This window comes from Thauera sp. SWB20 (genome assembly GCF_000831325.1).
Taxonomy (GTDB): domain Bacteria; phylum Pseudomonadota; class Gammaproteobacteria; order Burkholderiales; family Rhodocyclaceae; genus Thauera; species Thauera aminoaromatica.
The window spans coordinates 454,313-467,710 of sequence record NZ_JTDM01000020.1; the positions used below are offsets into that span (position 1 = coordinate 454,313).

Genomic DNA, 13,398 nt, shown 5'->3' on the forward strand with positions numbered 1-13,398 from the left:
GCACGAATGAAGTGGCCGGGCCGATCCGGCGCTTCGTCCTGCGACCGGGAGAATGACGCTCTCGCGCCACAGCAGGATGCGCGCACCCGAAACTCGGCGCGGGAGGGAAGGTGGGTGGGGGCGTCGCAGTGCAGGCAGCGGGGCTGCGGGGGCATAATCGGGGACATCCTTCCGAACGGGCCCCGAGCCGCGACCATGGCGCTCCGCCGCATCCCGCCCATCCAGTGCCTGCTCACCTTCGAGGCGGTCGCGCGCCTGCGCAGCGCGAGCCGTGCGGCCGAGGAGCTCTGCGTGACCGTCAGCGCGGTCAGCCATCGCCTGCGCCAGCTCGAGTCCCATCTGGGCGTGCGGCTCTTCTCGCGCAGCGACTTCACCCCGACCGCCGAGGGGGCGGCCTACCTGCAGCAGGTCGGTGTCGCGCTCGCGGCGCTGCGCGAATTGCCGGGCGAGCGCGCGCCGGGTGCATCGGCGCGCTTGCGCGTGGCGGTGACACCCTCGTTCTGCCGACAGTTCGTCATGCCCAAGCTCGAGCTCTTCCGCCGCGACTGGCCGGACATCGAGCTCACCCTGCAGGTGTCGATCCCGCTGCGCGACGTCGTCGCGGAAGAGGCGGAGCTCGAGATCCGCTATGGCGCCGGGGGCTACACCGACCTCGAGCACCGCCTGCTGCTGAGCGACGAGGCGGTCCCCGCCTGCAGCCCGGCCTTCCTCGACGAGCACGGCCCCTTCGACGGTTTCGCGAGCCTCGCCGAGTGCGCCGGCACCGCGCTCGTGCGCAGCCCGCTCGAGCCCTGGTCGAACTGGTTCGCGCACTGCGGCCTGGCTCTGCCCGAGCCGGCGCGCGGCGCACAGTTCAACGACCTCGGCCTGGCCTACGATGCCGCGGCGAGCGGCTTCGGGGTCGCCCTGGTGCGCCAGCGCCTGGGGGCGGCGTGGTTCGACAGCGGGCGCCTGCTGGCGTTGTCCTCGCGCCCGCTGCGCTCGCCCTACGCGCACTACCTGTGCTGGCGCCCCGGCGCGCTCGAGCGCTGGGAGTGCGCCGCGTTCGCGGACTGGCTGCAGGCCGCGCTGCCCTGAAGCATCGCCGGGCCGTTTCAGGGTTGAATTTTCTTCAAGCCGGCGAGCAAGAGGCGTCAAGCGGGCGCTGTGCGGGAGCCTCTATACTCCGGATAGCTGCCCGGTCCCGCGGGGAGTCGAGGATTCGGATGCGCCAAAGATCGCGACACGCCCGCGGGGATTCCGGGGGCGGAGGATCGCGCTTCGCGGCGGTTCTGTTTTCGTAGGAGCGACGCAAGTCGCGATTGCCGCGGTCCCGATACGCCCGCGCGGATTTCGATGTGCCGGCGCGGCGGTCGATGCTCGATCGGCATGGCCAGGCGAGGAGACGAGGATGATGCTGGAGAACGAAGCGCTGCCGTTCGGTGAGACCGAGGGCGATTTTTCCGCGGTGGACAAGGCGCGCGTGGTCGCAGCCTTGAGCAAGGTGCTGCCGTCCGGGACGCTGATGTACGACAGCGAGGACCTGCGCCCCTACGAGTGCGACGGCCTCGCCGCCTACCGCGAGCTGCCGCTGGTCGTGGCCCTGCCCACCACCGAGGCGCAGGTGGTGGCGGTGCTGCGCATCTGCCATGAGATGGGCGTGCCGGTGGTGGCGCGTGGCGCGGGCACCGGGCTGTCGGGCGGCGCTCTGCCGCACACCCGCGGCGTGCTGCTGTCGCTGGCGCGCTTCAACCGCATCGTCAGGCTCGATCCGCTCGCACGCACCGCGGTCGTGCAGCCGGGCGTGCGCAACCTGGCGATCTCCGAGGCGGCCGCGCCCTACGGGCTGTATTACGCGCCCGATCCGTCCTCGCAGATCGCCTGCTCGATCGGCGGCAACGTGGCCGAGAACGCCGGCGGCGTGCATTGCCTCAAGTACGGCCTCACGGTGCACAACCTGCTGCGCGTGCGCGGCGTCACCATTGCGGGCGAGGTCGTCGAGATCGGCTCGGGTGCGCTCGATTCGCCGGGCTACGACCTGCTTGCGCTGGTCACCGGCTCGGAGGGCATGCTGATCGTGGTCACCGAAGTCACCGTCAAGCTCGTGCCCAAGCCGCAACTCGCGCAGTGCGTGCTCGCCGCCTTCGACGACGTGGTGCGCGCCGGCGAGGCGGTGGCGAGGATCATCGCCGCCGGCATCATCCCCGCCGGCCTGGAGATGATGGACCAGCCCGCGACCGCGGCGGTCGAGGAGTTCGTGCGCGCCGGCTATCCGCTCGACGCCAAGGCGATCCTGCTGTGCGAGGCCGACGGCACGCCGGAGGAGGTGGCCGAGGAGATCGCCCGGGTGCGCGCGGTGCTGGAAGACAGCGGCGCCACCGAGATCCGCGTGTCGCGCGACGAGGCCGAGCGGCTCAGGTTCTGGGCCGGGCGCAAGGCCGCCTTCCCGGCGGCGGGGAGGATCTCGCCCGACTACTACTGCATGGACGGCACGATTCCACGCAAGCGCCTCGGCGAGATGCTCACCGCCATCCAGGCCATGGAAGGCAAGTACGGCCTGCGCTGCATGAACGTGTTCCATGCCGGCGACGGCAACCTGCATCCGCTGATCCTCTTCGACGCCAACCAGCCCGACGAGCTCGAGCGCGCCGAAGAGTTCGGCGCCGAGATCCTCGAGCTGTCGGTGGCGCTCGGCGGCACCATCACCGGCGAGCATGGCGTCGGGCTGGAGAAGATCAACCAGATGTGTTCGCAGTTCACCACGGCCGAGGTGCGCCAGTTCTTCCGCGTCAAGGCGGCCTTCGATCCGCCCGGGCTGTTGAACCCCGGCAAGGCGATCCCCACGCTCAACCGCTGCGCCGAATACGGCCGCATGAAGGTGAGCAAGGGGCATGTGCCGTATCCGGAGATTCCGCGGTTCTGAACGGGGGAATCGCGACTTGCGTCGCTCCTACGGGCGGTCCCGGGCGGCGGTGAATCCCGGATGGTCACGGGGTTTCCGTAGGAGCGACGCCAGTCGCGATCGCCGCCGACGGACTGCGCCCCGCGCGTCGGGAGTGCCCGGCCGGCAGGGTGTGCGGCCCCGCATATGAATGATGATTGGACGATGACACGATGACGATGATCGAGAAGGAATGGGCCGAGCGCGTGCGCGCGGCTGTGGCGACGCGTACGCCGCTGTGCCTGCGCGGCGGCGGCAGCAAGGACTTCTTCGGCTGTACGCTCGCCGGCGAGCGCTTCGACCTGCGCGCTAACCGCGGCGTGGTCGCCTACGAACCCACCGAGCTCGTCGTGACCGTGTGTGCGGGCACGCCGCTCGCCGAGCTCGAAGCGGTGCTGGCGGACAAGGGCCAGTACCTCGCTTTCGAACCGCCGCATTTCGGTCCCGGCGCCACGGTGGGCGGCTGCGTGGCCGCCGGCCTGTCGGGGCCGCGGCGGGCGAGTGCCGGCGCGGTGCGCGACTTCATGCTCGGCGTCAAGCTGCTCGACGGCCGTGGCGAGGTGCTGCGCTTCGGTGGCCAGGTCATGAAGAACGTCGCCGGCTACGACGTCTCCCGCCTGGTGGCGGGCAGCCTCGGCACGCTCGGCATCCTGCTCGAGGTCTCGCTCAAGGTGCTGCCGCGGCCGGTGGCCGAGGCCACGCTGCGTTTCGAGCTCGACGAGGCCAGCGCGCTGCAGCGCGTCAATGAATGGGGCGGCCAGCCGCTGCCGGTGTCGGCCACGCTGTGGCAGGACGGCGTGCTGCACCTGCGCCTGTCGGGCGCCGAGGCGGCGGTGCAGGCGGCCTGTGCGCGGCTCGGCGGCGAAGCGCTCGATGACGCGACGGCGCAGGCGCTGTGGACCGCGGCGCGCGAGCAGACCCTTCCCGGCTTCGCGCTGGAGGAGGGCGAGGTGCTGTGGCGGCTGTCGCTGCCCTCGACCGCGCCCGCGCTCGGCCTGCCCGGGCGCCAGCTCGTCGAGTGGGGCGGCGCGCAGCGCTGGTTCGCGGGCGCGATCGACGCGCAGGCGGTGTGCGCGCGCGCCGTCGAGCTCGGCGGCCATGCCACGGCCTTCCGCGGTGGCGATCGCGCCGCCGGCGTGTTCCAGCCCCTGGCGGCGCCGCTTGCGGTGGTGCATCGCCGGCTCAAGCAGGCCTTCGACCCCGCGGGGATCTTCAACCCCGACCGTCTCTACCCGGAGCTCTGAGCCATGCAGACCCAGCTCGCCGATTTCATCCGCGACACCCCCGAGGGCCGCGAGGCCGAGGAGATCCTGCGCAAGTGCGTGCATTGCGGCTTCTGCACCGCCACCTGCCCGACCTACCAGCTGCTCGGTGACGAGCTCGACGGCCCGCGCGGACGCATCTACCTGATCAAGCAGGTGCTCGAGGGTGCCGCGCCCACCGAGAAGACCCGCCTGCACCTCGACCGCTGCCTCACCTGTCGTTCCTGCGAATCCACCTGCCCCTCGGGCGTGCACTACAGCCGCCTGCTCGACATCGGCCGCGCGGTGGTGGCCGAGCGCGTGCCGCGCCACGGCGGCGAGGCGCTGGTGCGGCGTACGCTGCGCGAGTTCGTGCCGCGGCCCAGGCTGTTCGGCCTGGCGATGGGCGCCGGACGCGCGGTGCGCGGCCTGCTGCCGAAGTCCCTGCAGGACAAGGTGCCCACGCTGCGGCCGGCCGGCACCTGGCCGGCGCCACGCCATGCGCGCCGGGTGATCGCGCTCGCCGGTTGCGCGCAGCCCGCGATGGCGCCTTCGATCAACGCCGCCGCGGCGCGCGTGCTCGACGCGCTTGGCATCTCGATGGTGGAGCTGCCTGGTGCCGGCTGCTGCGGTGCGGTGCGCTTCCACCTCGACGATGCCGAGGGCGCGCGCGCCGACGCCCGCCGCAACATCGACGCCTGGTGGCCCGACATCGAGGCCGGGCGCATCGAGGCGATCGTGATGACGGCCTCGGGCTGCGGCGTGCAGGTGCGCGACTACGGCCATCTGCTGCAGCACGAACCGGCGTATGCCGAGCGCGCGGGCCGAGTCGCCGAGCTCACGCGCGACATTGCGGAGACCGTCCTCGCCGAGAGCGAGGCCCTGCGTGCGCGCCTCGCCGCGCGCGCCCAGCCGCGCGAGCCGCTCGCCTGGCACGCGCCCTGCACGCTGCAGCACGGCCAGCGCATCCGCGGCACGGTCGAGTCCCTGCTGACGGCAGCGGGCTACGCGCTTACCCCGGTGCGCGACGCGCATCTGTGCTGCGGTTCGGCGGGCACCTACTCGATCCTGCAGCCCGAGCTCTCCGGCCGCCTGCGCGCGAACAAGCTCGACGCCCTGCTCGAGGGCGGCGCCGCACGGATCGCCTCCGCCAACATCGGCTGCATCACCCACCTGCAGGCGGGCACCGACAAGCCGGTGCTGCACTGGATCGAGCTGATCGATTCCCGTCTCGGCCCGGCGTCGTGATGAAGCGCACCGGGCGTGACGGATTTCACACCGGGTCGCGCCCCCCGGCGGCAGGCGCTCGCCTGCTGCCTGCTCCGGGTTGATATCATCCTATGATCCGTCCCGATTCCGGCCCGCTCATCCCTCATGCCTTTCACCGCCGAAACCTGTGTCGCCATGCACCTGGGCGACCGCAAGGAACAGCAGGACCGCGTCGCGCTGTTCGGCCATCCGAAGCGCCCGGGCATGATGATGGCGGTGCTCGCGGACGGCATGGGCGGCCATAGCGGCGGCGCCATGGCGGCCGAGCAGGTGCTGATGCGCGCGCGCCAGAACTTCGAGGCCTATGCGCCGCTGCACGAGACGCCCGAGCACCTGCTCGGCAGCATCATCGACGAGGCCCACGTCGTCATCAAGCTGACCCGCTTCACCAGCGAGCAGGACCCGCACAGCACCGCGGTGGTGTTCATGATGCAGCAGGGCAAGGCCTACTGGGCGCACTGCGGCGATTCGCGCATGTACCACTTCCGCGGCACGCGCACGATGTCGGTGAGCAGCGACCATTCGCTCGTCGCCGAGCTGGTGCGCAAGGGGCGCCTGGACGATCGCGCGGCGCTGCGCCACCCGCAGCGCAACGTGCTGCTGTCCTGCCTGGGCAGCGACCGCGAGCCGCGCATCGACTACGGCCGCGACGAGTCCCCGCTCGCCGGCGACTGCTTCCTGCTGTGCTCGGATGGCCTGTGGGCGCATTTCACCGACTTCGAACTCGCCTCGACGCTGCAGGAATTTCCCGCCCGCGCGGCCGCCGAGCGCCTGGTCGCGCTCGGCCGCGAGCGTGCCGGCGGCAGCGGCGACAACATCTCGCTGGCGATCGTCAAGTTGATCGAGGCTCCCGCCACGCCCGCCCGACCCGCCGCATCGCGCTGAACCTGCGCGCGCAGGGGCGCCGCGAGTCCGCGGCCGCAGCAGGTGGGGCGCAGGTTGCGGCAGGGCTCCAGAGCCGAGCGCGCTGCGGATTCCAGGCGCCATCGCGAGGTGCGCCGCTCCCACGAAAATCGTCGCGGCTCCGAAGGCGCTCTGTCAGGTCCGCCGTGCGCTTCGGCCTTGCGCTGCACGAAGATGGTGCGTCCGCCTTGATTGAAGTTAATATCGACGGGTGTCGGTCTCGCGAGCCCGCAAGTCGGGGCAGGGAGAGACAACAATCAAGAGGCAGGCGACCGACGCGTCATTCCATGAACCCCTCTAACCTCTCAATATGGAGGAGTACATCCATGCCTCTGGTCATCGGAGTGCTCAAGGAAACCCATCCCGGCGAGCGGCGTCTGTCCGTCGTCCCGGATGTGGTGAAGAAATACCAGGGTCTTGGCGCCAGCGTAGTGATGCAGAAGGACGCCGCCAAGGGCGCGCACTTCCGCGACACCGATTTTGCCGACGTCACCTGGGTCGATAGCGCGGCCGATGTCGTCGCCGCCGCCGATGTGGTGCTGTGCGTGCAGCCGCCCGCCGCCGAGACCCTCGCCGCGATGAAGCCCGGCAGCGTGCTGTGCGGCATGCTGCAACCCTGGTACAGCACCGAGCGCGTGCAGCAGCTGGTCGATGGCCAGGTCACCGCCTTCGCGCTCGAGCTGCTGCCGCGCATCTCGCGCGCGCAGAGCATGGACATCCTGTCCAGCCAGGGCGCGGTCGCCGGCTACGAATGTGCGCTGATCGCCGCCGACCACTCGCCCAAGTTCTTCCCGATGCTCACCTATGCCGCCGGCTCGATCCGCCCGGCGAAGGTGCTGGTCATCGGTGCCGGCGTCGCCGGCCTGCAGGCGATCGCCACCGCGCGCCGCATCGGCGCCATGGTCGAGGCCTACGACGTGCGTCCGGAGACCCGCGAGCAGATCGAGTCGCTCGGCGCCAAGTTCGTCGACACCGGCGTGTCGGCGGCGGGGGCCGGCGGCTATGCGCGCGAGCTCACCGAAGAGGAGAAGGCCAAGCAGGCCGAGCGCCTCGCCAAGGCGGTGGCGCAGTGCGACGCGCTCATCACCACCGCGGCGATCCCGGGCCGCAAGGCGCCGCGCATCATCACCGCCGACATGATCGCGCGCATGAAGCCGGGCGCGGTCGTGGTCGACATGGCAGCCGAGACCGGCGGCAACGTCGAGGGCACGGTGGCCGGCGAGAAGGTGTGGATCAACGACGTGCTCGTGATCGGCCCCACCAACATCCCCAGCCGCATGCCGGTGCATGCCTCGGAGATGGTCGCCAAGAACCTGTTCAACTTCATCTCGCCCTTCATCAAGGACGGCGCGCTCGCGCTCGACTGGGAGGACGAGGTCATGGCCGGCAGCTGCCTGGCGCATGCGGGCGAGCTTCGCCACGCGGGCGTCAAGCAGGCGCTCGGGCTGTAAGGAGGAATTCGCAATGGATGGCTTTACCGCGTTGTACATCTTCGCGCTGGCCGCGTTCACCGGTTACGAGGTGATCTCGCGCGTGCCGGTGATCCTGCACACCCCGCTGATGTCGGGCTCCAATTTCGTGCATGGCGTCGTGCTGATCGGATCCATGGTGGCGCTCGGCCATGCCGACCCGGAAAGCCCGCTGCAGCTGCTGATCGGCTTCTTCGCGGTGTTCCTCGGCGCGGCCAACGCGGCCGGCGGCTACATCGTCACCGAGCGCATGCTGGGCATGTTCAAGGCCGGCGGCCGCAAGCAGGGGGGTGAGCAATGACCTCGAACTGGTTCGTCAACATGGCGTACTTCATCGCCGCCATCGTGTTCATCTTCGGCCTCAAGGCGATGGCCTCGCCGGTCACCGCGCGCAAGGGCGTGGTGTGGGCCGGCTACGCGATGATCGCCGCGACCCTGGCCACCTTCTTCATCCCCGACCTGCACAACATCGGCCTGATGGTGGTGGCGATCGTGCTCGGCGGCGGCGTCGCCTGGTACAGCGGCAAGGTGGTCAAGATGACCGACATGCCGCAGATGGTTGCGATCTACAACGGCATGGGCGGCGGCGCCGCGGCCGGCATCGCGGCGATCGAGCTGGTGCGCGGGGTGCCGCACGACGCGGTCACGTCCACGCTGCTCGCGCTCGGCGCGGTGATCGGCGCGGTGGCGTTCTCGGGTTCGTGCGTGGCCTTCGCCAAGCTGCAGGGGCTGATGACCAAGGCGATCCGCCTGCCGGGGCAGAACAACATCAACTTCCTGCTCTCGGTCATCACCATCGGCATCGGCCTCACCGTGGCCTACTCGGCGCACACGGGCGGCTTCGAGATCTTCCTGTTCTTCGTGCTCGCGCTCGCGCTCGGCGTGATCCTGGTGATGCCGATCGGCGGTGCCGACATGCCGGTGGTGATCTCGCTGCTGAACGCCTTCACCGGCCTCGCGGTCGGCTTCAAGGGCTTCGTGATCGGCAACCCGGCGCTGATCGTGGCCGGCATCGTGGTCGGCGCCTCGGGCATGCTGCTCACCCAGCTCATGGCCAAGGCGATGAACCGCCCGATCAGGAACATCATCTTCGCTCCGATCACCGGTGCCGCGGCCGAAGGCGGCGAGGCCGTCGAGGGCACGATGCGCGAGCTGTCGTCGATGGATGCGGCGGCGCTGATGCGCTACGGCCAGAAGGTCATCATCGTGCCGGGCTACGGCATGGCGGTGGCCGGCGCCCAGCACAAGGTGTGGGAGATGGCGCAGCTGCTGGAGGAGGGCGGCGTCGAGGTGGTGTTCGCGATCCATCCGGTCGCGGGCCGCATGCCCGGCCACATGAACGTGCTGCTCGCCGAGGCCGGCGTGCCCTACGACAAGATCTTCGATCTCGACGAGATCAACAACGACTTCGCCCAGGCCGACGTGGCCCTGGTGATCGGTGCCAACGACGTGGTGAACCCGGTCGCGCGCACCGACAAGTCGAGCCCGATCTACGGCATGCCCATCCTCAACGCCGACATGGCGCAGAACGTCATCGTGGTCAAGCGTGGCAAGGGCGCCGGTTACTCGGGCATCGAGAACGCGCTGTTCTACAAGGACAACTGCCGCATGCTCTACGGCAGCGCGCAGGAAGCCATCGCCGAGGTCATCCAGCACGTGAAGTCGATGGAGGCATGACGCCGAACCGCCCGCCGGCTGCAGCGCCGGCGGGTTCCGCTCAAGCCGGAGGCGCATCGGGCCGTAAGGGCAGGGAACCTTCCTGTACCTGCGGCCCGATGCGCGTTTGCCTTTTCGCTTTCCTCCTTGTCGTCCCGCTCGGCCTTTCCAGCGCTCCGGCCCTTGCGCAGAAGGCTCCCGCTGCGCCTGCAGCTGCGGCTGCGGCTGCGGCGAATCCGCCGACGCCCGAGTGGCGGCGCACCGACGGCTATCGTTTCCCGCCGCTCGCCGACAGCGTGCGCCGCCTGCAATACACCACGCTGGCGATGCAGCTGCGCGAATACTGTGCCGACCGGCGCGTGTCCGACGACTTCGTGCGCGAGCGCCTGCAGCGCTTCGGTCGTATTACCGGGCGCGTGGAGACCTGCGCCAGCCTGCGGGATTACTGAGTGCGGAGCAGGCGGTCCGCGAACTCCCGCGCCGCCAGCGGCCGCCCGAACAGCGGCCCTTGCTGCAGGTGGCAGTCGAGCGCGCACAGGAAGGCCTGCTGGCCGCGGTGCTCGACCCCGCGCGCGTAGATTTCCAGCCCGAGCGTGCCGGCGAGCGCGCCGACCGCCTCGACGATGGCCTCGCTGTCCTCGCTGCGACCGACCCCGCGTACCAGCTCGGGGTCGAGCTTGAGCGCGGCGAGCGGGTAGCGGCGCAGGCGCGGGATGGACGACAGGCCGCGGCCGAAGTCGTCGATCGACAGGCGCACGCCGGTGGCGGCGATGCGCTCCAGCGTGGCGGCGAGCGTCGGGCTGTCGAGTGCCAGCACCTTTTCGTCGAGGTCGAGCTCGAGCCGCTCCGCCTTCAGCCCGGAGGTGCGCAGGGCGGTCGCGACGCGCGCCGCGAAGTCGCCGCGCATGAGCTGCTCGACCGAGACATTCACCGTCAGGCGCAGGCATTCGCCATCGTGCGTCGGCGGCCAGTCGGTAGCGTGATCGCAGGCAGTGGCCAGCACCCAGTCGCCGACGTCGGCGAGCAGGCGGGGGTCGCCGACCGCACCCATGAACTGGCGGTAGGGCAGCAGGCCGAGCTCGGGGTGGCGCCAGCGCAGCAAGGCCTCGCCCGCACGGGTGCGACCGGAGCGCGCATCGACCAGCGGCTGGAAGTGCAGGCACAGCTCGTCGGCTTGCAAGGCGTGGCGCAGGCCGCGTTCGAGATGGCTGCTGTCGAAGCCGGGGCCGTCGAGCCGGGTGTGGAAGACGCTGCAGTGGTTGCCGCCGAGCCGGCGCGCCTGTTCGAGCGCGCTCTTGGCGTTGCGCAGCAGGGTGTCGAGGTTGCGCCCGTCCTGCGGATAGAGGGCGAGGCCGGCGCTGGCGGTGATGCGCTGCAGCCCGCCGCCGAGCTCGAGGGGCTCGGCCACTGCGCGCAGCAGGGTTTCGGCGAACTGGTCGGCGTTGCCGGGATGCGCCGGCTCGGGCAGCAGCACGATGAAGCTGTCGCTGCGCTCGCGCGCCACCAGGGCAGCGGAACCGGCGGTAGCGGCGAGGCGGCGGGCGATGCACCGGAGGATCTCGTCGCCGGCGCTCTCGCCCAGGCTGCGATTGACCGCGGCGAAGCCGTCGAGGTCGAGGCGCACGATCGCGATGCTGCCGTGGCGGCCCGCCGCGCGCACCGCGCAGTCACCGAAGCGCGCCTCGAGCATGCGGCGGTTGGCCAGGCCGGTGAGCGGGTCGTGGCTCGTCAGGTACATCGACATCGACGGCGCGTCGTCGAACGCGCGCGCACCGCCTGCTGTCGGGCGTGGCGTTGCGAGGACGGGGGTGCCCGTTTCGTACTCCGCCACGACCGCGGGCGCGCTCAGGATGATGGCGTGGATGCCGGGGCGCAGCCGCGGCGCGCAGTTGAACTCGAGCGCGCGCACGCCGCCATCCGGGAGAGCGAAGTCGAGGCGGCCGCGGCGTTCGCCCTCGATCAGCAGGCGCGCGCGCGCGGCCAGGAAGGCCTGGCCGTCGGGGAAGAGGTCGGCGAGCGGACGCCCTGCCACGTCGCGGTAGTCGCGGCCGAGCAGGCGGCAGGCGGCGCTGTTGGCGTCGAGCACGACCTCGTCGCCGGTGATCAGCAGGCCCTCGTCGAGCAGTTCGAGCAGGGCGAGGTATACGCCGGTCTCGGCGCCCTCCGAAAGGTCCGCGACGAAGGGCTCGGCAGAGGAGGGGCCGGGGGAGGGCGGCAGGCCCGGCAGGTGTCCGGAAGGGTTCACGACAGCAGAGGATCGCAGGGGAGTTCGATGCGGGCGCCCCCGGGCGGGGGCGCCTGCGAGTGAGACCACAGCATAGCCGATGCCTGTGCGCCGCCGTGTGGCGAATAAGGGGCCGGGGTGCCCCTTATTTGCGCCCGAGGCCGCCGAGCAGCACCGCGATCGGACGCTGGTGGCGACGTAGCGGGTCGGGCTTGCCGGCAGCGGCCACGGTGGGCTGAGTCTGCTCGGCGACCGCGACGGGGGGATTGAGCGGCTCGTAGGGCTTGGAGAAGTCGAAGCCGTCGGCGGCGACGCTGCTGCGGCCGCGGCGGGGGCCGGCGCGCAAGCCTTCGCGCTCGCGCGCTGGCTCGCGACGAGCCTCGGCGCTGCGCTCGACGCCACGTTCGCGGCCGCCGGAGCGCGCCGCCGGAGCCTGCGCCTCGGTGTCGGCGGCCGCGGCCGCCGGCCTGCGGCCACGATGGCCGCGGCTGCCGGCCTCGTGGAAGTCGGGATCGGGGTCGAAGCCGGGTACCCTCTCCTGCGGAATCTGCAGCTTGATCAGCTTTTCGATCTCGGACAGCCAGTGCTTTTCTTCCGAGCTGACCAGCGAGATCGCATAGCCGTGGTGGCCGGCGCGGCCGGTGCGACCGATGCGGTGCACGTAGTCCTCGGCGGTGTGCGGCAGCTCGAAGTTGATCACGAAGGGCAGCTCGTCGATGTCGAGGCCGCGCGCGGCCACGTCGGTGGCGACCAGCACGCGCAGCTTGCCCGACTTGAAGGCCTCGAGCGTGTCGGTGCGCTGCTGCTGGCCCTTGTCGCCGTGGATGGCGTCGGCCGAGATGCCGCTGCGCTCGAGGTAGTGCGCCAGGCGGCCGCACATGAGCTTGGTGTCGACGAAGACCAGGGCCTGGGTGTCGGGCTTGTGGCGCAGCAGGTGGGCGAGCAGGTTGCGCTTCATGCCCGAGGACACCGGGTGCACCACGTGGGTGATGGTCTCGGAGACCATGTTGCGGCGCGCGACCTCGATCAGCTGCGGTTCCTTCAGCATCTGGTCGGCGAGGCGCTTGATCTCGTCCGAGAAGGTGGCCGAGAACAGCAGGCTCTGGCGCTGCTTGGGCAGCAGGGCGAGGATGCGCTTGATGTCGGGGATGAAGCCCATGTCGAGCATGCGGTCGGCTTCGTCCAGCACCAGCACCTCGACCTGCGACAGGTTGATCGACTTCTGCTCGAGGTGGTCGAGCAGCCGGCCCGGCGTGGCGATGACGATCTCGATGCCGCGGCGCAGCTCGGCCTGCTGCGGGCGGATGTCGACGCCGCCATAGACGCACACCGAGCGCAGCGGCAGGTGCTTGCTGTAGGTCTTGACCGACTCGAACACCTGCATCGCGAGCTCGCGCGTGGGCGCGAGGATCAGCGCGCGCGTCTGGTGACGGGCGGGCGAGGTGCTGGTGTTGGCGTGGCGGGCGATGCGGTGCAGCAGCGGCAGGGTGAAGCCGGCGGTCTTGCCGGTGCCCGTCTGGGCGCCGCCCATGACGTCCTTGCCGGCGATGACGATGGGGATGGCCTGGCGCTGGATCGGCGTGGGCTCGGTGTAGCCGGCGTCGGTGACGGCCTGCAGCAGTTCGGGAATGAGGCCGAGATCGGCAAAGCTCATGGGTGCCTTCGGGTTGGAGACGGTCGACAATCGACCGCCGGATGACGGAAAACCCGGATTAT

11 protein-coding genes are annotated in these 13,398 nt (G+C 70.7%); 9 read left to right on the plus strand and 2 right to left on the minus strand.

What is annotated here, in order from left to right; all coding sequences use genetic code 11:
* The first annotated feature begins 195 nt into the window (after nucleotides 1-195).
* The 9 genes from PO78_RS15965 (at nucleotide 196) to PO78_RS16005 (ending at nucleotide 9,907) form a co-directional block, all read left to right on the plus strand.
* Complete coding sequence (locus PO78_RS15965; RefSeq protein ID WP_004322881.1) at nucleotides 196-1,077, plus strand: LysR substrate-binding domain-containing protein; 882 nt, start codon at nucleotides 196-198, stop codon at nucleotides 1,075-1,077.
* A gap of 313 nt (nucleotides 1,078-1,390) precedes the next feature.
* Nucleotides 1,391-2,902 (plus strand): FAD-linked oxidase C-terminal domain-containing protein, encoded by a 1,512-nt coding sequence (locus PO78_RS15970; protein ID WP_004322879.1) that lies wholly within the window; start codon nucleotides 1,391-1,393, stop codon nucleotides 2,900-2,902.
* 191 nt (nucleotides 2,903-3,093) lie between these two features.
* Nucleotides 3,094-4,164 (plus strand): glycolate oxidase subunit GlcE, encoded by a 1,071-nt coding sequence (glcE, locus tag PO78_RS15975; RefSeq protein ID WP_043745153.1) that lies wholly within the window; start codon nucleotides 3,094-3,096, stop codon nucleotides 4,162-4,164.
* Nucleotides 4,165-4,167: 3 nt separating this feature from the next.
* Complete coding sequence (glcF, locus tag PO78_RS15980; protein ID WP_043745156.1) at nucleotides 4,168-5,409, plus strand: glycolate oxidase subunit GlcF; 1,242 nt, start codon at nucleotides 4,168-4,170, stop codon at nucleotides 5,407-5,409.
* 126 nt (nucleotides 5,410-5,535) lie between these two features.
* Nucleotides 5,536-6,315: a PP2C family protein-serine/threonine phosphatase gene (locus PO78_RS15985; RefSeq protein WP_012585124.1), complete on the plus strand. Its 780-nt coding sequence runs from the start codon at nucleotides 5,536-5,538 to the stop codon at nucleotides 6,313-6,315.
* Between the two features lie 344 nt (nucleotides 6,316-6,659).
* Nucleotides 6,660-7,784: an NAD(P) transhydrogenase subunit alpha gene (locus PO78_RS15990; RefSeq protein ID WP_012585125.1), complete on the plus strand. Its 1,125-nt coding sequence runs from the start codon at nucleotides 6,660-6,662 to the stop codon at nucleotides 7,782-7,784.
* A gap of 13 nt (nucleotides 7,785-7,797) precedes the next feature.
* Nucleotides 7,798-8,103, plus strand: a complete 306-nt coding sequence (locus PO78_RS15995) for an NAD(P) transhydrogenase subunit alpha (RefSeq protein ID WP_012585126.1) — start codon at nucleotides 7,798-7,800, stop codon at nucleotides 8,101-8,103.
* A complete protein-coding gene (locus tag PO78_RS16000) occupies nucleotides 8,100-9,479 on the plus strand; it encodes an NAD(P)(+) transhydrogenase (Re/Si-specific) subunit beta (protein ID WP_043745159.1) in 1,380 nt (459 codons plus the stop codon). The genes PO78_RS15995 and PO78_RS16000 overlap by 4 nt, the downstream gene beginning before the upstream one ends.
* Before the next feature lie 98 nt (nucleotides 9,480-9,577).
* Nucleotides 9,578-9,907 (plus strand): hypothetical protein, encoded by a 330-nt coding sequence (locus tag PO78_RS16005; protein WP_043745162.1) that lies wholly within the window; start codon nucleotides 9,578-9,580, stop codon nucleotides 9,905-9,907.
* On the opposite strand, the gene PO78_RS16010 is transcribed toward PO78_RS16005, so the two are convergent.
* On the minus strand, nucleotides 9,901-11,703 hold the full coding sequence (locus PO78_RS16010; protein WP_043745164.1) for a sensor domain-containing protein: 1,803 nt from the start codon (nucleotides 11,701-11,703) through the stop codon (nucleotides 9,901-9,903). The two genes, PO78_RS16005 and PO78_RS16010, sit on opposite strands and share 7 nt — an antisense overlap.
* A 124-nt stretch (nucleotides 11,704-11,827) precedes the next feature.
* Complete coding sequence (locus PO78_RS16015; RefSeq protein ID WP_043745172.1) at nucleotides 11,828-13,336, minus strand: DEAD/DEAH box helicase; 1,509 nt, start codon at nucleotides 13,334-13,336, stop codon at nucleotides 11,828-11,830.
* Nucleotides 13,337-13,398: the final 62 nt, after the last annotated feature.

Bases quoted from the DNA above. Each gene is read 5' to 3' on its own strand.
- PO78_RS15970 (WP_004322879.1), top strand. From the start codon at position 1,391: ATGATGCTGGAGAACGAAGCGCTGCCGTTCGGTGAGACCGAGGGCGAT.
- glcE (WP_043745153.1), top strand. From the start codon at position 3,094: ATGACGATGATCGAGAAGGAATGGGCCGAGCGCGTGCGCGCGGCTGTG.
- PO78_RS16000 (WP_043745159.1), top strand. From the start codon at position 8,100: ATGACCTCGAACTGGTTCGTCAACATGGCGTACTTCATCGCCGCCATC.
- PO78_RS15965 (WP_004322881.1), top strand. From the start codon at position 196: ATGGCGCTCCGCCGCATCCCGCCCATCCAGTGCCTGCTCACCTTCGAG.
- PO78_RS16005 (WP_043745162.1), top strand. From the start codon at position 9,578: ATGCGCGTTTGCCTTTTCGCTTTCCTCCTTGTCGTCCCGCTCGGCCTT.
- glcF (WP_043745156.1), top strand. From the start codon at position 4,168: ATGCAGACCCAGCTCGCCGATTTCATCCGCGACACCCCCGAGGGCCGC.
- PO78_RS16015 (WP_043745172.1), bottom strand. From the start codon at position 13,336: ATGAGCTTTGCCGATCTCGGCCTCATTCCCGAACTGCTGCAGGCCGTC.
- PO78_RS15995 (WP_012585126.1), top strand. From the start codon at position 7,798: ATGGATGGCTTTACCGCGTTGTACATCTTCGCGCTGGCCGCGTTCACC.
- PO78_RS15985 (WP_012585124.1), top strand. From the start codon at position 5,536: ATGCCTTTCACCGCCGAAACCTGTGTCGCCATGCACCTGGGCGACCGC.
- PO78_RS15990 (WP_012585125.1), top strand. From the start codon at position 6,660: ATGCCTCTGGTCATCGGAGTGCTCAAGGAAACCCATCCCGGCGAGCGG.